The organism is Candidatus Hydrogenedentota bacterium, from assembly GCA_019695095.1.
Classification (GTDB): domain Bacteria; phylum Hydrogenedentota; class Hydrogenedentia; order Hydrogenedentales; family SLHB01; genus JAIBAQ01.
In genome coordinates, this window is the sequence record JAIBAQ010000024.1 from 25774 (window position 1) to 46988 (window position 21215).

Annotated in this window: 18 protein-coding genes; 12 read left to right on the plus strand and 6 right to left on the minus strand. The window is 56.5% G+C overall.

Annotated features, from left to right (window positions below; translation table 11 throughout):
• Positions 1-120 precede the first annotated feature (120 nt).
• From glyS to K1Y02_06375, 4 genes are all read left to right on the plus strand, one after another.
• Complete coding sequence (gene glyS / locus K1Y02_06360) at positions 121-3147, plus strand: glycine--tRNA ligase subunit beta (GenBank protein ID MBX7255966.1); 3027 nt, start codon at positions 121-123, stop codon at positions 3145-3147.
• Between the two features lie 19 nt (positions 3148-3166).
• Positions 3167-3901, plus strand: coding sequence for a methyltransferase domain-containing protein (locus tag K1Y02_06365; GenBank protein ID MBX7255967.1), 735 nt, complete (start codon positions 3167-3169; stop codon positions 3899-3901).
• A gap of 27 nt (positions 3902-3928) precedes the next feature.
• Positions 3929-4966: a ribosome small subunit-dependent GTPase A gene (rsgA, locus tag K1Y02_06370; protein ID MBX7255968.1), complete on the plus strand. Its 1038-nt coding sequence runs from the start codon at positions 3929-3931 to the stop codon at positions 4964-4966.
• A 483-nt stretch (positions 4967-5449) separates the two neighbouring features.
• Complete coding sequence (locus tag K1Y02_06375) at positions 5450-6319, plus strand: DUF1559 domain-containing protein (protein ID MBX7255969.1); 870 nt, start codon at positions 5450-5452, stop codon at positions 6317-6319.
• Between the two features lie 90 nt (positions 6320-6409).
• Here K1Y02_06375 and K1Y02_06380 read toward each other — a convergent pair whose 3' ends face one another.
• Positions 6410-6820 carry a GntR family transcriptional regulator gene (locus K1Y02_06380; protein ID MBX7255970.1) on the minus strand — a complete coding sequence of 137 codons (411 nt, stop codon included), beginning with the start codon at positions 6818-6820 and terminating at the stop codon, positions 6410-6412.
• A 381-nt stretch (positions 6821-7201) separates the two neighbouring features.
• On the opposite strand from K1Y02_06380, the gene K1Y02_06385 reads away from it, so the two are divergent.
• From K1Y02_06385 to K1Y02_06405, 5 genes are all read left to right on the plus strand, one after another.
• A complete protein-coding gene (locus K1Y02_06385; GenBank protein MBX7255971.1) occupies positions 7202-8032 on the plus strand; it encodes a hypothetical protein in 831 nt (276 codons plus the stop codon).
• Positions 8033-8056: 24 nt separating this feature from the next.
• Positions 8057-9880 (plus strand): ATP-binding protein, encoded by a 1824-nt coding sequence (locus K1Y02_06390; protein MBX7255972.1) that lies wholly within the window; start codon positions 8057-8059, stop codon positions 9878-9880.
• Between the two features lie 76 nt (positions 9881-9956).
• Positions 9957-10205: a transcriptional regulator/antitoxin, MazE gene (locus K1Y02_06395; GenBank protein ID MBX7255973.1), complete on the plus strand. Its 249-nt coding sequence runs from the start codon at positions 9957-9959 to the stop codon at positions 10203-10205.
• A complete protein-coding gene (locus K1Y02_06400) occupies positions 10206-10541 on the plus strand; it encodes a type II toxin-antitoxin system PemK/MazF family toxin (protein MBX7255974.1) in 336 nt (111 codons plus the stop codon).
• A 26-nt stretch (positions 10542-10567) separates the two neighbouring features.
• The gene (locus K1Y02_06405; protein MBX7255975.1) at positions 10568-11965 is read left to right on the plus strand and encodes a mandelate racemase/muconate lactonizing enzyme family protein; all 1398 of its coding nucleotides are present in this window, start codon (positions 10568-10570) and stop codon (positions 11963-11965) included.
• A 13-nt stretch (positions 11966-11978) separates the two neighbouring features.
• Here the strand turns inward: K1Y02_06405 and K1Y02_06410 are convergent, their stop codons facing one another.
• The 4 genes from K1Y02_06410 to K1Y02_06425 form a co-directional block, all read right to left on the minus strand.
• Positions 11979-13394 carry a DUF1501 domain-containing protein gene (locus K1Y02_06410; GenBank protein ID MBX7255976.1) on the minus strand — a complete coding sequence of 472 codons (1416 nt, stop codon included), beginning with the start codon at positions 13392-13394 and terminating at the stop codon, positions 11979-11981.
• 28 nt (positions 13395-13422) lie between these two features.
• Complete coding sequence (locus tag K1Y02_06415; GenBank protein MBX7255977.1) at positions 13423-15354, minus strand: PSD1 and planctomycete cytochrome C domain-containing protein; 1932 nt, start codon at positions 15352-15354, stop codon at positions 13423-13425.
• Between the two features lie 94 nt (positions 15355-15448).
• A complete protein-coding gene (locus K1Y02_06420) occupies positions 15449-16237 on the minus strand; it encodes a 3-ketoacyl-ACP reductase (GenBank protein MBX7255978.1) in 789 nt (262 codons plus the stop codon).
• Positions 16238-16250: 13 nt separating this feature from the next.
• Complete coding sequence (locus K1Y02_06425) at positions 16251-16547, minus strand: hypothetical protein (GenBank protein ID MBX7255979.1); 297 nt, start codon at positions 16545-16547, stop codon at positions 16251-16253.
• Between the two features lie 167 nt (positions 16548-16714).
• Between K1Y02_06425 and K1Y02_06430 the strand changes: the two genes are divergently transcribed.
• Together K1Y02_06430 and K1Y02_06435 are read left to right on the plus strand one after the other, a co-directional pair.
• On the plus strand, positions 16715-17485 hold the full coding sequence (locus tag K1Y02_06430) for an ATP-binding cassette domain-containing protein (GenBank protein ID MBX7255980.1): 771 nt from the start codon (positions 16715-16717) through the stop codon (positions 17483-17485).
• A complete protein-coding gene (locus K1Y02_06435; GenBank protein ID MBX7255981.1) occupies positions 17482-19515 on the plus strand; it encodes an ABC transporter permease in 2034 nt (677 codons plus the stop codon). Before K1Y02_06430 ends, K1Y02_06435 begins: the two co-directional genes overlap by 4 nt.
• Here the strand turns inward: K1Y02_06435 and K1Y02_06440 are convergent.
• Entirely contained in the window at positions 19512-20762 is a 1251-nt protein-coding gene (locus K1Y02_06440; GenBank protein ID MBX7255982.1) for a diaminopimelate decarboxylase, read from the minus strand. The genes K1Y02_06435 and K1Y02_06440 overlap by 4 nt on opposite strands.
• Positions 20763-20943: 181 nt before the next feature.
• Between K1Y02_06440 and K1Y02_06445 the strand changes: the two genes are divergently transcribed.
• On the plus strand, positions 20944-21215 hold a 272-nt coding region (locus K1Y02_06445; protein MBX7255983.1), incomplete at its 3' end, for a DNA repair protein RadA.

The window sequence follows — 21215 nt, forward strand, 5'->3', positions numbered from 1 at the left end:
AACATAAGGGCTCCCGTGTGCTGTCAATCGGCCTCGGGAACCTGCTTGCCGCGCCGGAATCCGTATCGGCGCGCCTCGGGGCAATCCAACTCACCAAGCGTCAGCAGTTAGGATATCGCAATGTACGTTCAGGAAGTGTTGCAGACATTAAACCGGTTTTGGAGCGAGCGCGGTTGCTTGTTGTGGCAGCCCTACCACACAGAAGTTGGCGCGGGGACATCGAATCCGGCGACGTTTCTGCGCGTCCTGGGTCCCGAGCCCTGGTCAGTCGCTTATCCCGAACCGAGCACACGGCCAACGGACGGTCGCTACGGCGAGAATCCCAACCGACTTCAGCACTACTACCAATACCAGGTTATTCTGAAACCGTCGCCTCCGGATGTGCAGGAACTATTCCTTCAATCCCTGGAAGCGTTGGGGCTCGATCTTCATAAACATGATTTCCGCTTCGTGGAAGACAATTGGCAGAGTCCGTCCCTGGGCGCATGGGGACTTGGTTGGGAAGCATGGCTGGACGGAATGGAGGTTCTCCAATTCACGTACTTCCAGGAATGTGGCGGGGTGAAGCTCGATGTGCGCGCCTGCGAATTGACGTACGGCATCGAGCGCATCTGCATGTACCTGCAGGGAGTCGAAAACGTCTATGACCTTGTGTGGGCGCCAAGCGGAGTTACCTACCGCGACATATTCCATGCTTCAGAGGTCGAATACTGCCACTACAATTTCCAGGCGGCGGATACAGACAAACTCTTCAATGTGTTTGATATCTGGGAAAGCGAAGGCGCCCGTCTTCTTGAACTAGGCTTCATCTTACCTGCCTACGATCACTGCCTGCGGCTCTCGCACTTGTTTAACGTGCTCGACGCGCGTGGAGCTCTCTCGGTCACAGAGCGCGGACGTTTTCTGCTACGATGCCGCGCGATTGCCGAGCGGTGTGCCAAAGGTTTCCTTGCCCAGCGCGAGGCGATGGGCTTTCCCATGCTGCGCCACGCCAAGCCCATCGCAGAACTGACTGCGCCCGCAAAAGCGCCGGAGTCTTCCGAGTACTCGCCTGAGGAAACACTCCTGGTTGAGATCGGCGTCGAAGAACTACCGGACAAGGACATTCAGACTCTTGAAGCTCAAGCACCTGCCCTTTTCTCAAAGCTCATGGCGGAACGGGGTCTTTCCCATGGCCCATTGACGGTCTACGTAAGCCCGCGGCGAATAGCGATTCAAGCACCGAATGTCCCTTCGCGCCAGAAAGACGTCAGCAAGGAAGTTCGCGGCCCCAAACGCGCCGTATGCAAAGACGACAATGGCAACTGGACCATGCCCGCCAAACGCTTTGCGGAAGGTAACGGCGTATCGGTGGAAGACATTTACTTCCGCGAAGACGGCAAGGCCGAATACGCCTTCGCGCAAGTGCAACAAAAGGGCCGTCACCTGTCCAAGCTGCTTAATGAGATTGTCAACGATTTCGTGACGGGTATTCATTTTGTCAAAACCATGGGGTGGGAGAATTCCACCCTGGTGTTTTCGCGTCCGATTCGTTGGGTTGTCGCATTGCACGGCTCGACACTCGTACCCGTACAAATCAAGCTACGCGACGCGTCCGAGATTGGCCCAGAGCGCTTCGTGTATTCAGGCCGCGAATCCTATGGTCATCGGCGATTGGCAGCAGGGCCTGTAACGATTTCATCTGCGCAATCCTACGTAGATGACCTGCGCGGACGCCTCGTGCTGGTCGACGGGGCGGAGCGCAAAGCTGTTCTTCGGGATAAAGTCCTGGCCCTCGCGACAGAGATGAACCTCGTCCCCGAGCAGGATGAAGATCTATACACGGAAATTGCCAACCTTGCCGAGTGGCCCGAACCGATTGTCGGGGCCATACCGGAAGACGCGCTCACCCTGCCAGAAGAAGTCATTATCACACCCATGAAGGTTCATCAACGGTACATCCCCCTCCGGACGGCAAATGGCAAACTGAGTCATTACTTTGTGTGTGTAGCAAACGGCGAGCATTCCGCCGAAGGCAAGGCAATTATCCGGCAAGGCAATGAGCGTGTTCTGAACGCGCGCCTGCGTGATGCGAAGTACTTCTGGGACAGCGACACCCAAACACCCTTGAAAGCCTTTGCAGAGAAATTGTCGTCCGTCATGTTCCACCAGAAGCTCGGGACGGTGGCCGACAAGGTAGCGCGCCTGCGCGATCTCTACTTCACCCTGAAGGGTCACTTGCCACTGGTGGATGACCGGAAGATGGCGGACGTCCTGACCTTGATGAAGGCGGATCTGACGACACAAATGGTATTCGAGTTCGATTCCCTTGAGGGCGTAGTGGGTATGCTCTATGCCAAGAAAGAAGGCATCGCTCACGACATCGCAGACGCTATTGCCGAGCATCGCCTGCCACGGCGCGCCGGTGACCAACTCCCCTCCTCGGCTCTGGGAATTGTGGCAGCCTTGCTCGATCGCTTTGATACGTTGGCGGGCTACTTTGGAATAGGCATGCGCGTAAAGGGAACCAGTGATCCGTTCGGGCTCCGCCGCAATGCCCTTGCCTTGCTTTCCATCGTGGAGTCGGCGGGGCTGGAAATCGATCTCGAGACATTCTTCCGCGCGGCCCTTGCCAACTACGGGACCGTCGTACACGCGCCGGACAAGGCTTTGCAGGAATTGATCGATTTCTTCAACGACCGCATGGCTGTAGTTCTTCGTGACCAGGGTTTCTCCTACGACTTGGTCGCCGCCGCTCTGGCTACGCATGGACGCCGTCCCCGTCATGCCCGTGAATGCGCGAAAGCATTAGGGCGCCTGGAGGACAGCGAAGTCCAAAGCCTTGCGGAACAGACCAAGCGCATGCAACGCATCATTAAGGAGCCCGCGGATAGCCTGGATGCGGGCCTGTTGACCGAGCCTGAGCAGAATCTTCTCGCTGAGTGCAATGCCATTCGTGACAGAATCCCCGCTCTGATGGAGCGGCACGAATTCGACGACGCCATCGAGGCCATCTCGCACGCAGTGCCGGTCATCTCGGGCTTCTTCGAGAAAGTCTTGGTGAACGATCCGGACGAACGTGTCCGCCGTAATCGCCAGGCGCTTCTGCAGCAGTTCTTGAATACCGTGACTCAAGTGGCCGACTTTACGCGCATCGAGAAGAAGTAACACAAGGAGCGGATACCGCGTGTCCGTGAACTACGATCAAATTGCGCAGACCTACGATCGGTTCCGGAGCATCGGTGGGCCTTTCATGGATTCCATACTCTCGCTGGCGCGCGAGAGTGGGGCCCGGAGCGTGGTCGAGTTGGGTGCAGGCACCGGCAACAACTCCGTTGCCCTGCTTGAAGGTCATCCGTGTCAGCTTACGTGCCTGGACGCCTCCCTGGGCATGTTGCGCGAAGGCCGCCGGAAGTGTCCAAGCGCTCGTTGGATCCAAGCGAATGCGCTGGCCACACCCCTCGCATCGGGCGTCGCGCAATTTGTCTTCAGCGTGTACATGCTGCACCACATTGACGATCTAGACCCGCTCTTTCGCGAATGTGCACGCTTGCTCGGATCGGGCCATAGCGCGCATGTCACAACAACGCACGACTTCATCGAACGCCACCCCATGAACCGCTACTTTCCCAGCTTTGCCTCGATTGACACGAAGAGATTCCAACCCTTGGAGACTGTCGTCTCTGCGATGAAGGCCGCCGGATTTAACCGTATCGACCACCGTGTCCACCGAGCCGCACCTGTGCCGATAGACTCCGCGTACCTGCGAAAGATCGAAAACCGCTTTATCAGCACGTTCAATCTGATGGATTCCACGGAGTTTGATGAAGGGGTAGCCCGATTGCGCTCCGAGATTGAATTAAAGGGTCACCTTGATGAACCCATAGCCTGGGAATCCATGGTTGTATGGGGCAGCATATGATTCACCTTTCAGGTCAGCAGGGAATCCATGCCTAAGCGCGGGCGAACACGCAAACGCAACTGGGGCGTCCAAGACATCGACACGCCGACTCGCGTAGCCAACTCTCGCCAAGAGACACCCTCCGGTCGCACGCCGGAAGACAGGGTCTATTTCAGCGACATCGAACCCAACGCGCTTTTAGTTTCACCGTACGGTTCGCTCGCCTTCGTTCTCTGGGAGGGTCAAGAGTGTCTCTGCCGCGTCGCTGACTCGTTGTTAGACCGCAAACGTTCCATACTTGCTCCCGGCGACGAAGTGCTTGTTGAACGGCTTGAGGACAAACCCTTCGTGAAAGCGGTTCGGCATCGACGCAACAAACTCAGCAGGCCCGCTATCGGACAGAATCGCGAGAAGGTCTTTGCTGCGAACATCGATTTAGCGGTTGTGGTTGCCGCGGCAGCCAAACCGTACTTCAACCCTGGCTTCATCGACCGATACTTGATAGCCGCTCAAGTGGGTAACGTCGAACCCCTGGTCTGTCTGAATAAGATCGACCTTGTCTCGCAGGAGCCTCCGCAACTTCAGCTCTATCGAGACATGGGAGTGCGTGTTGTTAATACAAGCTGCACAAACGGTGACGGACTTGAAGAACTGCGAGACTGCTTGACGGGTCGAATAAGCGTCTTGGCGGGGAACAGCGGTGTCGGCAAGTCATCGATCATCAATGCATTGGACCCTCGCCACGAATTGGTGACTCGTGAAATCTCTGAGAGCACTCAACGCGGACAGCACACCACAACTGCCTCTCGAATGTATGAACTTCGCGGGGGGATTCGCATAATCGACACACCCGGTATTCGTCAGTTGGGCCTGTGGGGAGTTGTCCCGGAGGAACTGGACTTCTACTTCCATGAATTCACGGACTTCTCGAAATCGTGCCGATTTCGCAACTGTACGCATACGCACGAACCGTCGTGCGCTGTAAAGACCGCTGTAGAGGAAGAAATGCTTCCCCGAGCCCGCTACGAATCCTACCTACGAATCCGGCGAACTCTCGACGAGAATGACCGTCCAACCTCAGACTAGCACAGATACGCAACCCCCCTTAACCGTAACCATCTTTAGAAGGCTGACTTGGAGACTTAACAGCCTGAGTTTGTAAAGGCTTTTGTGAGAAAACGTTGTGTCAAACAGCTCGACAACTCGTCTTCCTTACAAATATGCAACCAGCCGTTTCGGCTACACTTGCGTCAGCTTCGCTCATCTGACCCTACGTACACCTCCTGACTCTTGGTCGCAAACCTATTGCAGAAAAATCCGAATCATGCTAGGGTGAATGCAGCAAGCTGTACGTACTGGTGATTCCGATGCCTTTCCAATAGCAGTCGGCGTCCCCGAGTAACCCTTTCTTTGGTTTACAAGGTCGTGTAATTGCGACGGAAGGGGGTGGGAAAGTAGTCAATTCGTTCGGTTCCGAAATTGCAGTAGCCCGCTATGTGTCAATCCTGGTAGAACCGGAATTCAGTAACATGCATTGCTTTGAGCTTTGCGCAAGGAAGGAATTCCTAGATGAAAAAGCGTGGTTTTACTCTCATTGAGCTTCTTGTAGTGATTGCTATCATTGGCATACTTGCAGCCATCTTGCTTCCGGCGTTAGCTCGGGCCCGCGAAGCGGCACGCCGCGCGAGCTGCCAAAACAACCTCAAACAAATGGGTCTCGTTTTCAAGATGTACGCCAACGAGTCCAAGGGCGAGAAGTATCCCACAAACCAGAAGTGGGGACGGACCGCAGTCCCTGGTACTTGCGTCGCGAGCAACTTCAAGGCAATTTGCGATGGTGTGGACATCTTTCCGGAATACTTGACCGACGTCAATATTCTCGAATGTCCATCTGATGCCAGCTACGATAGAGAGCTGGACGAATTCAGCACGGCCGGTCAACCCGATCCCTGCGCTTTTGACGCGCGTTCCTACATCTACATCGGCTGGTTAATTTCGCCGCAGAAGGCCATGCTTGATCCGACACAGGAAAACGATGCTGCTCTCACCCCTGACGCTAGTGTCTTGGCCTACATGACCCCAGATGCGCAAGACAGCCTACTTGACCTGCTTACAGGCTCACAAACCTGGGAAACCGGTGGTGTAGACGCATCCGTTTATCAGGATGACCTGGGAATCTTCCCGCGCCTGAGGGAAGGCATCGAGCGTTTCTTGATCTCCGACATCAACAACCCGGCCGCCTCCGCGAAGGCCCAGAGCGAAATCTTCGTGATGACCGACGACATCAGCGGCGACAACTCAGGCAATTTCAACCACGTACCTGGCGGTGGTAACGTCCTTTATATGGACGGCCACGTGTCCTTCATCAAGTACCCGGGCGAGACCCCCTTCTCTCGTTTCTGGTCTTGCTTCATTTCGTACGCGCTTAGCGCACTGTAATCGGCCTGACCCAACACAACAAAAAGCGGGACGTCCCATTGGGGCGTCCCGCTCTGCATTCCTTCAGAACTTTACCTCAGCGAGCCCGAATCAGGCACCACCAGCATATGGCGTCGCTCCAGACTTGATCGCCTTGTTTACCGTCGCGGTTATGTCGCTTGCCTTCATACCGCACGCCAGGCACTCCGCAACGGCATCCCGGAGATGTTCGGCAACCATTGGTAACGTCTTGCGCAACGCAATTTGCTTGGCGCCCGCAGCCACCATGACTCCTACTCCACGGCGCGTACGCAGCAATCCCATAATCTCCAAATCGCGATATGCCTTGTTAACTGTATTCGGATTAACTGACACCATTTCAGACATGTCGCGCCCAGAAGGAATCGCTTCTCCTTCTGCAAGCTTTCCGGACGCGATAGCAAACATGAGTTGATTTTCGATTTGTGTGTAAACGGCCAGCGGTCCGTCCACATTAACGGAAAACTGCATTCCATCCGTCATTCAAACTTCCTCCAAGCCCCATTCTCGCGGTACATAGCGGCACTCCTATAATACGCACATTTATAATATCCAAGGTATATGGATCGATTCAAGTCATCGAGTCGATTCACCCTCGAAAAAAGTGGCCAGCGCTCCTCTGAATCTGCCGTCGAATCACGACATTTCGTGCCGAGTCACCGGCGGCTAAACGAAATGTCCTCCAAGAGCATCAATACCCACACGGTATGTTCCGCGGCCTTGAAAACGATCAAATATTGAAGATGGCAAACTGGTTACTTGCATTCCCACCTGCATTGCTGGTGAAATTCCTATGTAGACATTCGCAGTGACCCACTGCATGACGGATTCCCCGAGTGGGGAAACGCGAAAGGAGACGCGCCCATGTTCAGCGCAATCGGACGTTGGTTCAAGTCCCTAATTCTACTCGTTACCGGCCGCGTGGATTCCTCACGCCGCGGCTTGGACACCAATCCCCACGTAATCCGGGCTCGTTACGATCAAATCGTGCGCGAGAAAACCGAACGTATTCAGCAATTCAAGCAGGCGGTTGCGGGTCTCATTTCGCAGCAAGTCATGAAGATGTCCAAGGTGAAGACCCTGTCCGAAGAGGTCGCTCATCTCGAACGCCTGCGCACGGGCGCGCTCGCAAAAGCAAAACAGACCGTTTCCCAGATGCAGGCCGCCGGCAAGAGCATGGAAGAAATCAAGAGCAACGAGGACTATATGCGTTGCCTGGCCGCTTACAACGACTTCTCCTCCACGCTTGAGGAGAAAAAGGCCCGCATCCAGGAGCTGGAAGAAGACGTCGAAGGATTCGCGAGCCGCATCAAGGAACACAAGGTCCAACTCGAATCACTCATGCGTGAAGTGGATAAGCTGCGCAGCGAGGCCGTGGACGCCGTTGCGGAAATCATGACCGCAAAAGAAGAACGTGAAATCGCGGACACCCTGTCCGGCATCGCGCATGACGGGACCGCCGAGGAACTGCAGAGACTGCGCACCATGCGTGAAGAGGCCAAGGCGGAGGCCCGCATTTCAAAAGAGCTCGCGGGCACGGATTCCCGCGCACGCGAAGCGGAATTCCTCGAATATGCACGAAACACATCCGCATCGTCCGAGTTCGATCAGCTACTCGGTTTGGCCCAAGCTGCGGATACCAAACCTGCCGAAAAGGATAAGGCCCCAGCAGAAAAGACCCCGCTGCCCGAATAGTCTCGTCGCGAGGAAAATCGTGCAATGACCTCTCCAGATTACGCGTTTCTCCGTTCGGCAGGACGAATCCTGAATTCCGGTCAGGCACGCACGGTCGTACTTACCGGAAATGTGTACGACTTGTTCTGCCATTCAAGCGCAGACGGTTCGCAAGACTACGTAACGTTACTCGACTTTCTCTCCGCGCAGTGGAAGCTTCCGAATGTCATCTTGGTTGTTTACGAGATAAACGGCCCGATTCGCTTTGTGAATGTAGCCGACCGAGACAAGGTCAAAGACGCGTGGTTGAAATGGCGAACCGGACTCGATGCAAACGAGATTGCCATCAAGCGCATGCTTTCCAACTCCAAGGAAGCCATTGAACACGAAGCCTTGGGGGCGGCGTTCGACGCCAACTTAAAGGCCGCCGTAGGAAATCCCACCGTCGCCCTCGAACTCTTCCGGCAGATGTGCCTGTGCTCGCGCTCCGAGTCCAATGGAGCTCCGTTGCTGAAAGAGGACTTGCTCATCCTCATCGAATCCGCCGACATGCTCCTCCCGGAAGGTGAGATTACCCGCCTTTCGGACGTCGACAGACACCGTGTCAATATCTGCCACGACTGGTTTGGCGATCCGGGTTTCATGAACGGGCACGATGCCGTGGTGTTGTTGTCGGAATCTCGCAGCCTCCTCAACAGCCGCGTATCGCGACTTCCACAGGTCCTTGAGGTAAGTGTGCCCTCTCCCGACGAGTCGGCTCGCCTCCATTTCATCAATTGGTTCCTTGCTAGTCGTTCCGAGACTGGACCATTACAGCTATGGAGCAGCCCCGAAGACCTGGCGCGCTTTACGGCTGGCCTTTCGATCCATGCATTGATGCAGCTCATGAAGGGCGCGCAACACGAGCGCAAAACGCTCACGCAAGAGCAAGTGATCGAAAAAGTCGAAGACTACATCAAAGGGCAATTGGGAGAAGATATTGTTGAGTTCAAGAAACCCTCTCATACGCTGAACGATGTGGTTGGCTTCACAAAGCTCAAACGCTTTCTGCGCGAGGAACTCATTCCCCGTTTCCGTGCCACCGGGCCGGAGGCCCTATCCGGCGCAGCAGTCGCGGGTGCCATCGGCGGCGGCAAGACATTTATCTTTGAGGCAGTTGCGTCTGAATTAGATATGGTGGTGTTGGTCCTCAAGAACATCCGGAGCCAGTGGTTCGGACAGACCGACGTCATATTCGAGCGGTTGCGCCGCGTGCTGGACGCTCTCGCAAAGGTCCTGATCTTCGTGGATGAGGCCGACACGCAATTCGGGGCGATTGGCCCCGAGGCTCACGAAACCGAGCGCCGATTGACTGGTAAGATCCAAGCCATGATGTCCGATCCCAAGTCTCGCGGACGCGTCGTCTGGCTCCTGATGACCGCTCGCATTCACCTTTTGTCCCCTGACCTGCGACGGCCTGGCCGCGTGGGCGACCTGATCATCCCCGTTCTTGACCCCGAAGGTGATGACCGCACGGAGTTCGTGAAGTGGCTCGTGAGTGGCTGCATGGAGGGAACCTTGGACGATTCATCGCTTCAGCGTCTCGACGCAGCGACCTTGGGTTATTCAGCGGCCAGTTTTGCTTCCATGCGATCGGAATTGAAGGCAAAAGCCGCACTCAAACAAAAACCGCTCACCATCGACGATGCACTCGCTGTCCTTCACGATCACGTCCCTCCTGCCATTGGGGAGACTCGCCGCTATCAGACGCTTCAGGCCCTTGTGAATTGTACGCGCCGAAGTCTTCTGCCCGACCCTCAAGTCGCGGAATCCCAACGAGCCAAGTGGGCCGAAGAGATTCGAGCGCTGGAAATGGCTGGGGTGCGTTAATTACGTTACCCGTTCCGCCACGTTGACTCCCCTTCTTTCTGCGGCTATACTTTGTATATACCTTGGAGAATCGACTATGGTCACGCGCATACAGAAGTGGGGAAACAGCCAAGGGCTTCGCCTTACGCGAGATATCCTAGAATCTGCTTCGATTGAGATCGGTGAGGAAGTTGAGGTTTCCACACGGCAAGGAGTAATCGAGATTCGGGTAGCGAGACGTATCCGAGGCAAGTATGACATCGAGGAACTAGTTTCCAGAATCCCCAGGCACGCCAAGCGCGGGGAAATCGAGTGGGGCGAGCCTCGCGGCAAGGAAACTTGGTAGATGCCGTCTTATGTGCCTCGCCAAGGCGATCTTGTTTCCGTAACACTTGATCCTCAGTCGGGTCACGAACAGAAAGGGCGCCGTTCTGCCATCGTTGTAAGCAAGACAACCTTCAACAGACATACAGGCATGGCGTTGCTCTGCCCAATTACCAACACAAATCGCGAATATCCATTTCATGTTCCACTCGACAACGAAGGGAAAGTCACTGGATTCGTGATGGTGGAGCAAATCAAATCTGTTGATTTTCGTGCACGGAGCGTGAAGTACATTACGAAGGCTTCCGACAATCTCCTTGACGAGGTACTGTCGCTGCTTGATGCCTGCATCTACTAGGACTACTGTTCTTTGGGATTGAGCTAATGGTCACAAGAAACGACGTTCGAATTACGGGCACCACCCTCTTCTACCTGCCCGTTGAAACGCGCGTGCCCCTGAAGTTTGGCACGGAAACCCTCACACACGTTACCTGCGCGCGCGTTTGCATCACTGTCGCCGGCAAGACAGGCCGCACGGCCGTTGGTTGGGGCGAGACTCCGCTAAGCGTGCAGTGGGTCTGGCCAAGTACCCTCCCGTATGAGAAGCGACACGAACGGATAAAGCAATTCTGCATAAGTCTGGTGTCGGCTTGGGCGGGATTCGAGTCATCTGGTCACCCGGTGGAACTTGGCGCCGACTTCCAAGAACAGGTCCTTCCTCCCCTTCTGGCACAACACAACGCATCCCATTCCGAGCCCATGCCGTGGTTGGCGGCACTGGTGTGCTGCTCCGCTTTCGATATCGCCTTGCATGACGCATACGGCCAGTTACACGGCGTGCCCGTCTATGATACTTACACCGCCGAGTTCATGAGCCGCGACCTCTCCGCGTATCTGGATACCGCACGCAATGGCGGCATTTCATTCGAGGGCAAGTTTCCGGCGGATTATCTCGACTTTCCTCGTCTCGACTCGCTTCCTGTCTGGCATTTGGTTGGCGGTAAAGACCCAATCAGCGTTTCCGAACTCGACGGCTCCGAACCCGACGACGGATATCCGGTGCTGCTGCGCGATTGGATCGCCCGCGACGGGTTGCGGTGCTTGAAGGTGAAGTTGCGCGGCAACGACGCCGATTGGGATTGGGACCGTCTCGTGCGAGTTGGCGAGTTAGCCAAAAAGTGTGGTGTACTTTGGCTCTCAGCAGACTTCAACTGCACTGTTACGGAGCCCGGTTACGTGAATGTCATTCTCGACCGCCTGATGGCCGAACACCCTGCCATCTACGGCATGCTCTTGTACGTGGAGCAACCTTTTCCCTACGACCTCGAAGCGCATCGCATCGATGTGCACAGCGTATCGGCACGTAAACCCCTGTTCATGGATGAAAGCGCGCACGACTGGCGGCTGGTGAAATTGGGGCGAGAACTGGGCTGGTCCGGTGTGGCGCTGAAGACCTGCAAGACACAGACGGGCGCACTCCTCAGCCTGTGCTGGGCCAAGGCCCACGGCATGACACTCATGGTGCAAGATCTCACCAATCCTATGTTGGCGCAAGTCCCCCACGTTCTCCTCGCGGCGCACGCGGGCACGATCATGGGCGTCGAATCCAATGCGATGCAGTTCTACCCCGAGGCATCGTCGTTAGAGGCGGCCGTGCACCCTGGGTTGTTCCGTCGGCGCAACGGACAACTCGACCTAAGCACGATTCAAGGCCCCGGTTTTGGCTACCGCATTGACGAGATACGCAGGGACTTGCCCGATCCTGTTGCCGTTGCCGGTTAACGCAGCCTCTTCCCTACGCGAACAACTCCATCACGGGCTTCCCTAGTCCGTCCTTGGTCGTGTAGAAAGGCCTGCGTTCGACCTCATAGGCCAGGTTTGGCGGTATTCCCATCGCCCGATACATCGTGGCATGCAGGTCGGTCGTCTTCACCGGCTTTTCAATGGTCTTGCAGGGGCGCTCGTCCGCGGTGACGCCGTGCAGATACCCCTTCTTGATGCCGCCGCCAAACAGGAGGACCGAACCCGCGTCCGTGAAGTGACGGTGCATGCCGTAGTGCTTTGGTTCGGTCAATACCGCAGGCACTTCGACTTGGTCTTTCACCTTGTTGTCAGGCTTGCCCTCGGTCAGCATGTCGCGGCTAAACTCACTCGCAAGCACGATCAGGGTTCGTTCCAGGAGACCCCGTGCTTCCAAGTCCAGAACAAGCTGCGCAACGGGCGCGTCGATCATCTGCTTCAAGCCGACCATGCGCGAATGACCGTCTTCGTGCGTATCCCAATGCTTGAAGGGCTCATATTCCGTGGTGACTTCTATGAAGCGTGCGCCCACCTCACAAAGACGCCGGGCAAGCAGACAGCCAAGTCCAAATTTCCCGGTATTGTAGATGTCGTAGATTTCCTTTGGTTCCTGGGAAAGGTCGAATGCCTTCGCTGCCGGCGACGTTAAGAGACGATACGCGCCTTCCATCGAACGAACCAACGATTCGCGTTGATAGTCGCTTCCGAGTTGACCCACTGGACTGGCGTCGGCCAGAGCCTTATACGCTTTGTTTCGGTTCTTGAAGCGTGCATCGCTCATTCCTGCGGGAGGTTGCACGCTGGCCTGCGCTTCGGTCGGATTCGGAACGAAGAAAGGCCCATACTCCGTCCCGAGAAAGCCTGCCGTGTGAAATGCCTTCAACTCCTCCCCTTCACCCAGATCGAAACTCTGGCCGATGTCGATGAAAGCGGGCACGTCAGGATTCAATGGGCCGAGTGTGCGCGAAATGAATGATCCGATGTGTGGCGCGGCAACGGACAGCGGCGGCTCATAGCCCGTGTGCCAGTGGTATTGGTGACGCGAATGTAGAATGAAACCCAGATCAGCCGCTTGATACGTACGGATAAGCGTTCCGCGATCCATCACGGAACCAATCTTCTCAAGCCCCTCCGAGAACTTCATGCCGTCCACGACAGTGTCGATCGCAGGAAAAGTACTGAGCACGTCGTTCGCTTGCATTCCCGCTGTGAACTCCGTGTAGCGCTTCGGATCGAACGTCTCGGTATGTGCCATCCCACCCGCCATCCACAACACAATCATGGTATCGGCCGTGGGTCGAATGCTCTCGAGTTCATTTGCCTCGGCTTTGCGGGGGAAACCTGCCGCCAGGGCAGACAGCGTTGCCGCGCTCGCCGTCTTGAGGAAATCGCGCCTATTCAACGTCGTCATCGTAGTGTCCTCATTCCCACCGTTCTTCTCAATGGATCAATTGGAACTCAGGAAGCATCGACATGGCCCACAGCAAGTCTTCCATGCCTTCCTGAGTCGGCGGAGCCCCGATAATTCCCTTGCCAATCTCCAATTCCTGAGTCGTCGCATCGCGTTGCAGGGCCCGCCGGTACAGAACTTGAAGCAAAGCATCGGTGTCAGTCTGTCCGGATGCCAGCAATGCCGCGGCGCTTCGCTTCATGCCGTCGGAAAGCGTCTTGCCGTTGGTAAGCTCCACGGCCTCCAAGGCGGTTGCAACAGACTGCCGACGCAACGTGACTTGTTCTCGATTGGGACGCCCCATCGCCCGCGACAGCGGATCGGCATTGATGCGCCACGCGCGGATCTGCCCTTCGCGGCCTTTGGCTTCTTGCGGCAAGTTGAATTTTGGATCTTGTTGCCAAGCCCCCGTTACCGACGCCAGCGCATCCAGGAATTGTTCGGCAGACATGCGCTTCACCTCAGGCCCTTTAAATACGTACGGTTCCTCCGATTGGAGGGGAGTACTCACGGCGGGGAGCGCATACGCCCTGGACGTAAGAATTAGCCGCATCGTGCTCTTGAGGTTGTAGCCGTTGTCAATGAGGTCCGCGGCCATCCAATCCAGCATTTCCGGGTACCACGGCTCGTTCTCGATGATTTCCAGCGGTTCGATAAGGCCACGCCCCATGAACTTCGCCCAAAGCCGATTGACGATGGTGCGCGTGAAAAAGCCGTTCTGTTCGCTTGTAATCAGCCGCGCGAGTTGGGCACGGCGCCCTTCTTTGGACCGTGTTCCGTCAAGCTCGCCGACTTCCGGCCACAGGAACTTCGCCTGGGCCATCTCACCCATCGGCACGTCACACCTTACCAACTCCAACGGACTGTCCGAAAACGCGCTGGCCATACCGTACGAATCCGAGAGCTTCCAATGATCCACGAAGCTGTCGTGACACGAAGCGCACTTCAGATTCACGCCAAGGAAGACCTGCGACACCGTTTGCGCGGCCTGCATCGGCGGCACCATGGCCGCCGCCGTCACCCCGCGCCAAATGATGCCATTGACGAAGCCTTCACTCTCCGGAGTCGGATTCACGAGTTGGGAGACAAACTGATCATAGGGCAGGTTTTGATAGAGCGCGTTGTAAAGCCAATCAGTGATTTGCTTCCGCCCCCCGTCGATATACCCAGTCCCCTGAAAATCGTTGCGCAACGCGTCGTTCCAAAACGAAATCCAGTTTTCGGCATACGCCTGTTGATCGGCGAGCAACGTGTCAATGAGCTTCGCGCGCTTATCGGCGGCGGTATCCTCGCAGAATGCCTTAAGCGCCGCCTCATCTGGAAGCAGACCCCATACATCGATATACGCCCGGCGCATAAACGCCGCATCGGAAACCGGCTCGGCAGGCTGAACACCGTGCTTCTCCCAGTATGCGCCCAGGAACCGGTCCAGCGAATTGCCTTGAACCTCGCCCGGCGGTTGCGTCCGATTCAGCGTGACTGACGGCTTCCACGACGTCTGCGCAGGTTCGGTCCTGAGGTCCCAGGGCAATCCCTGATCGATCCATGCACGCAGAAGTCCCACCTGTTCATCGGTCAACCGGGGGCCCTTCGGCGGCATGACGGTATCCTGTTCCATCCCCGCTACCAGTCGAATCAGGCGACTCTCAGCACTCTTTCCTTCAACGACAGCAGCACCGGATTCTCCTCCCTCCAAGAGAGTCTCCCGCGACGCCATCGAAAGACCACCTTTTCGCTTTCCCTGCCCGTGGCACTCAAAACAGCGCTCCGCGAGGATGGGATGAATGTCATTTTCGAAGCTAATTGTGCGATTGAGAGCTTCGGGAGGCGCGGAAGGCGGCTCTTGAGCCGACGCCGTAAGGGACGACAAGAAAAGTAAAACAGGACAGCACAGTACGGTAGCGTTGATGCGATTCGTCATGGCGATACCACCTACGCGAAACTAGCCTTGCAGTTGCTGGCTCCATGATAGCGATGAAATCGCCTCAAATCCACCTGGCCTCAAGGAGGCTTGGCTAAAGTCGCTGGACGCCAAATCCCCCGCCGACTTCAATGACCGCCCCCGTCGCGTACGCGAAATAGCCTTCTGCAAGCCCCGTTACCGCCTTGCCGATGTCCTCAGGGGTCCCCCACCGCTTCTGAAGCAGCAATCCCTCGGCAATCAGGTGGTCGTACTTCGACTGCACAGCAGACGTCATGTCGGTTGCAATGATCCCTGGACGAACGTCGTAGACGTTGATTCCAAATTCGGCTAGACGGACGGCAAAACACTGGGCTGTCATCGACAGGCCGGCCTTGCTCACACAATACTCGGCCCGGCTGGGGCTGGCCGTATTGGACGAAATGCTCGTCACAAAAACGATGATGGGCGCGTAGGTAGTTCCTCTTTTGACCTGCTCAATCATCTGTTTGGCAGCGCGCTGCGTGAAAAAGAAGGGGCCACGCGAATTAATGTTCGTCAACCTGTCAAAACTCTCTGGACTGGTCTCGAGAATGTCCATCCGCTTCAACGGAGCGACTCCCGCATTGTTCACAAGAACGTCGATCTGCCCAAATGCGTCTAAAGCGCCCTGGAGCACGCGTTCGTGATCGTCCACATTCGAGATATCTCCTGCGATGGGATGCATTCGCTGTCCGAGTGATTCGACGACCCCTTTGACCTCGTACAACCCCGATTCGGTGTTGGCCGGGTCCGCTTTGGTGGCGATTCCCACGATATCGTACCCATGCTTGGCCAGTTCGATTGCGATTCCGCGGCCAATTCCGCGACTTGCACCCGTAACCAAAGCAATAGCCTTACCCACGTCTTGTGTCCTTTCAGTGTCTGTCTACACGCACGCGAACCAACCGCCGCCGCGTGTGCCGTGCGCTGCCCCCATGGCCACCCAAATCAAAGAAGATGGCCACAATGAGCAAGACCAACGTCCAGCCTCTGAAACCACCCGTGCTGTTCATACCGATAGCGTAGGCGCAGGTCGTGTACGGCATGATAAAAAAGCCGGCCAACGGCCATAGCCACGTTTCGAATGCCCGCCCCGTGTATCCCGTTATCCACATAAAAAACAGCGTAACCCGCGGCACGATCAGCGCGAGCAAAACCACTAAGCACGGCATTCTGTATCCTCCAGCGGCGGACAAGGAAGCTCTTTCCCGTCCCGGTGGTTTCACTGTACCGTCGCCCCTCTTAAGGATACAAGCTCGCGGCAGCTTGACAGGTGTGTCGAATCAGTGACAACCTCTTGCATGCCGATGAATGGTTGTCGGTTTACCGGGAGTAAGACTTGTCCGACAATGCGCAGCCAATGATCCGCGCCGAAGCCCTGACGAAAGAATTCGAGGGGGCGGGCGGCAGCCGTGTGCTGGCGGTGCAGGACGCTACGTTGTCCGTCTACCCCGGCGAGATCTTTGGCCTTTTGGGTCCCAACGGCGCAGGCAAGACGACCCTCTTGCGTATGCTCGGCACGATCATCACGCCCACCTCCGGGACTTGCTCTATAGGTGGCAGGCCAACCCACGACGCACCTGCCGATGCACGCCGCAAAGTGGGGTTCCTCTCCGGCAATACAAAACTCTATGGCCGCCTCACCGCCCGCGAATTGCTCCGGTACTTCGGCCGCCTGTTCGGAATGCACGATACGAGCATCGCACGCCGCACCGAAGACCTCGCGGACTCCCTGTGCATGCGTGACTTTCTCGATCGGCGTTGTGAAGCCCTGAGTACCGGGCAGTCTCAGAAGGTATCCATCGCCCGCGTTCTGCTGCACGATCCCCCTGTCCTCATTCTGGATGAGCCCACGCTCGGTTTGGACATCATGACGAGCAAGACCATCCTCGACTTCATCATCGACGCCAAGCAGCGCAATCACTGCATCATCTTCTCCACGCACTACATGACCGAGGCCGATCTGTTGTGCGACAGGGTTGGCCTCATGTACTCCGGCCGTATCCTCGCCATGGGAACCAAGGCCAGCCTCTTTGAGCAAACCCATACCGACAATTTGAAGGATGCGTTTCTCGCGCTGGTGGAAGAGCGCAAGGCGGCCGTTCCATGAACTTCTTCACGGTATTTGTCATCTTCCGGAAGGAACTCGTGGACATGCTGCGCGACAAGCGCACCCTCATTGCCATGATTGGCATTCCGGTCGTCATTTATCCAGGACTGTTCATCGCCGGTTCCCAGGCCGTTCTTCTCCAGCAAGGAAAGGTCGCTGGGGGTATGTCTCGCGTTGCCGTCGAAGGACCGGGCACTGAGCAGCTTCGCGAGTGGATCTCGGACATCCCAAAGATCGCCCTATTCGAATCCAAGGACGCCAGGTTGGATCTGAACGCAGGCAAGATCCATGCAGTGGTGATCGCTGAGGACAACGTCCAGGAGACTCTGGCGCGCGGAGGAACGGCGAGAATCCGTATTCTCTATGACGCCGCCGAGGGCGATTCGCTGGAGGCAGAACACAGGCTTGCCGAGGGTCTCGACAAGCGCTATGAAGCCCTTTTGGATGACCGTCTCGCGTCATTGGGTATCCAGAAGGAATTCGCTCGTCCCATTGACGTTACTCGCAAGAATGTTGCAACGCCCGCAAAGTCCACCGGGTCCATCCTTGGAATGATGATGCCCCTCATCATGATCGTCATGTTGGGTATCGGCGCATTGGTGCCCGCTGTCGATCTGACCGCAGGCGAAAAAGAACGAGGAACGTTCGAGACTCTACTCTCGACGCCGACATCAAGTCTCGAGATACTTGCCGGGAAGTTTTTGACCGTCTTCTGTCTGGCTATGTTCACGGGTGCACTCAATCTGGTGAGTATGATCCTGGCACTCGCCATTCAACTCTCACAACTGGAGCAGACCATTGGTGAATTCAGCCTGAGCCTTCCCGTTCGCAGTGTTGTCATAATCGCCTTGGCGTTGGCCCCGCTGGCCTTCTTGATTTCCGCGGTCATGATGTCCATCGCCACACTCGCCCGCAGTTTTCGTGAAGCACAGAATCTACTCGCTCCTTTCCTCCTGCTACTCCTCTTTCCCGCCGCACTCGCTGCCGTACCGGGCATCTCCTTGAGCACGGGCACACAGTTCATTCCTATCGTCAACGTCGCACTCCTATTCAAGGACCTCATGACCGACGAAGTCGGACTACAACCCGTCTTCATGGTACTGGCGAGCACGACTCTCTACGCTATTCTTGCACTGCTTCTGGCGGCGAAACTCTTCCAGCGTGAGGAAGTAGTCTTGTCCCAAGATCGCGGCATTCCTCTCACATTCAGACGCTCGCGCTTTACGCCGCGCACACAACCGACTCCAGGCACAGCCCTTCTGCTCTTCACGCTTTGTCTGCTGCTTCTCTACTACGTGGGCGCGTACGTTCAGGCAAAGCACGCATTGGTCGGGCTTTTCGTGACTCAATGGGGACTCTTCCTCCTCCCCACGCTTGCCATGCTCTGGTTCCTGCGGGTAGACATCAAATCGGCACTCAACCTCCGCGCGCCATCCATTGGCACCCTCATTGGATCGGCGATTGCCGCTTCTGGGTGGGTCGTGCTAAGCCTTCAAGTTAGCGTGTGGCAGCAACGAGTGTTGCCATTCCCGGAAGATTTGGCTCAAGAAATGTCGCGCCTGCTGGGAATGGGAAATACGCCCGTCCCCATACTCCTCTTCGTATTGGCCCTATCTCCCGCCATTTGCGAAGAAGCGCTGTTTCGCGGCGCCATTCTCTCCGGGCTTCGCAGACATCTACCCAGTTGGGCATTGCTGATTGCGGTGGGATTTCTCTTTGGACTAGCCCACTTGAGCGTTCACCGGTTACTCATCACGGGGCTCAGCGGCGTGGTCCTCGCCTTCATCGTGCTCCGTTCGGGAAGCATCTTTCCTGGCATGCTCGCCCACTTCATTGTGAACGCGTCTTCGATTCTCATCGAGACCAATCACGTCCCACATGCCGTCGATCGCATTGTGGGCCCCGCCGTGCGAGAGGAAAAAGGTTTCTCCCTCCTTATCCTGACAATCGCGGCAATAGTCTTTGTGATCGGGTTAGTCGCGATTCGCGAAAGAAGCGTGTGCTCGAGTAAGGCGTCAAGCGCCCCCTAAACCTCATTCTCGAGAATCTGCTCCAGAGTCTGCCGCTTGCGGATAAGCCGCAATTCCCCGCCAGTCGTCAGCAACACCTCGGGAGCTTCGGGAAAGGAATTGTAGTTCTTGGTCGACATGGCCGCGCAGTAGGCTCCGGCCCCGCCGATGACCACCGGATCGCCAATACGTGCCTCCGTGAGACGCCGCGGCGCAAGCCCTTCCGGGTTGCCAGGCTCCGGAGTCAATACGTCGCCGCTCTCGCAGCAATGACCCACCACGATGTAGTCTCTCTCTCCGCGCGCCTCGTCGTGTGCTGGAACGACCACAATCGGATGTTGCGCCCCGTAGATCGACGGACGCAGCACCTCCGTCATCCCGCTATCCACCTTGATGAACGTGTACCCGTCGGCGCCGGTATCGACAACGTCCACCGCTGTGGCAACCAGTGCGCCCGCGTTTGCCACGAGGAAGGTCCCCGGCTCCACTTCAAGGCGCAGTTTGCGCCCGTACTGCTCGTAGAACTGCACGAAATCCGCCGCGATCGGCTTGCCTATCGCCTGAAGGTCCGTTGACACCTCGTCCTGCATACGCCCGACTTTAAAGCCCCCGCCGAGACTTAACGTTTCAACCTCGGTAAACTTCGCCGCAATACCCAGCGAAAGCCGGGCGCAATGCTCCCACACCGCCGGATCACTTCCCGAACCGATGTGGGTATGCATGCGGGTTATCCGTAGACCGTGCTTCTTCTGCACGGCGAAAACGTCATCAAGATGCTCGTGCCAAATGCCGAAACTCGCCGAAGGCCCCCCCACGTTTGTTCGGTTGCTGTGCCCGGAACCCATCCCGGGATTGATGCGGACACATACCTCCGTCCCCGGAAATTCCTTGCCATAGGCATCGAGTTGATACAGGGAACACGCGTTAAACAAGACCCCCTTGCGAACAAAGTCGCCAAACGAATCCGCCAACTGTTGCGCGGTGAGTTGAATCTCATTCGGCTGAATCCCGGCTTTCAACGCACGCACCACTTCAAATCCGCTGCTCGCGTCAATATGGAGTCCCATCTTGGAGAATATCTTCAATACCGCCGCGCTGGGCAATGCCTTCATGGCATACCGCGCCTTCAGTCCGTACGCGTTGGGAAACGCAAGCAGTGCCTTGGCCTGCGATTCAAGGGTCGCCTGGTCGTAAACAAAGACCGGCGTTCCAAACTCGCGTTGTATGCGTCGGGCCAATTCCGGCGTTAGAAACGACAACTTCTCCATACGGTCAACCAATCCCTTCTATGTAGCGGTAAACAATACGTCCGCGCAGCCCAAGGGCATCACACACCAGACGCGAAACAGATCCCCTTTCACATCAAATCGCGTTTATGCACACCCGATTCCCCAATCCTCCCGCTATCTGCTATCCTCCTGGCAAATCGCATTCGGAAGGGCCAGTTTGATGTCAAAAGCCAAGTCGACCTTTGTCTGCCAGAGTTGTGGCGCGATTTCCGTTCGATGGTCCGGACGCTGCGACGCGTGCGGCGAATGGAATACCATCGTCGAAGAAGAGGTCGTCGAGTCTGGAAAGCATACCCGTCAATCCTTCAAGGAGCAAGCTGCCGCACCCATTCCCATAACCGATAGCGCGCAAGGGGTTTCTACCCGCCTCGACATCCAACTCGCGGAGTGCAACCGCGTGATGGGCGGCGGAATTGTCCCCGGATCGTTGAC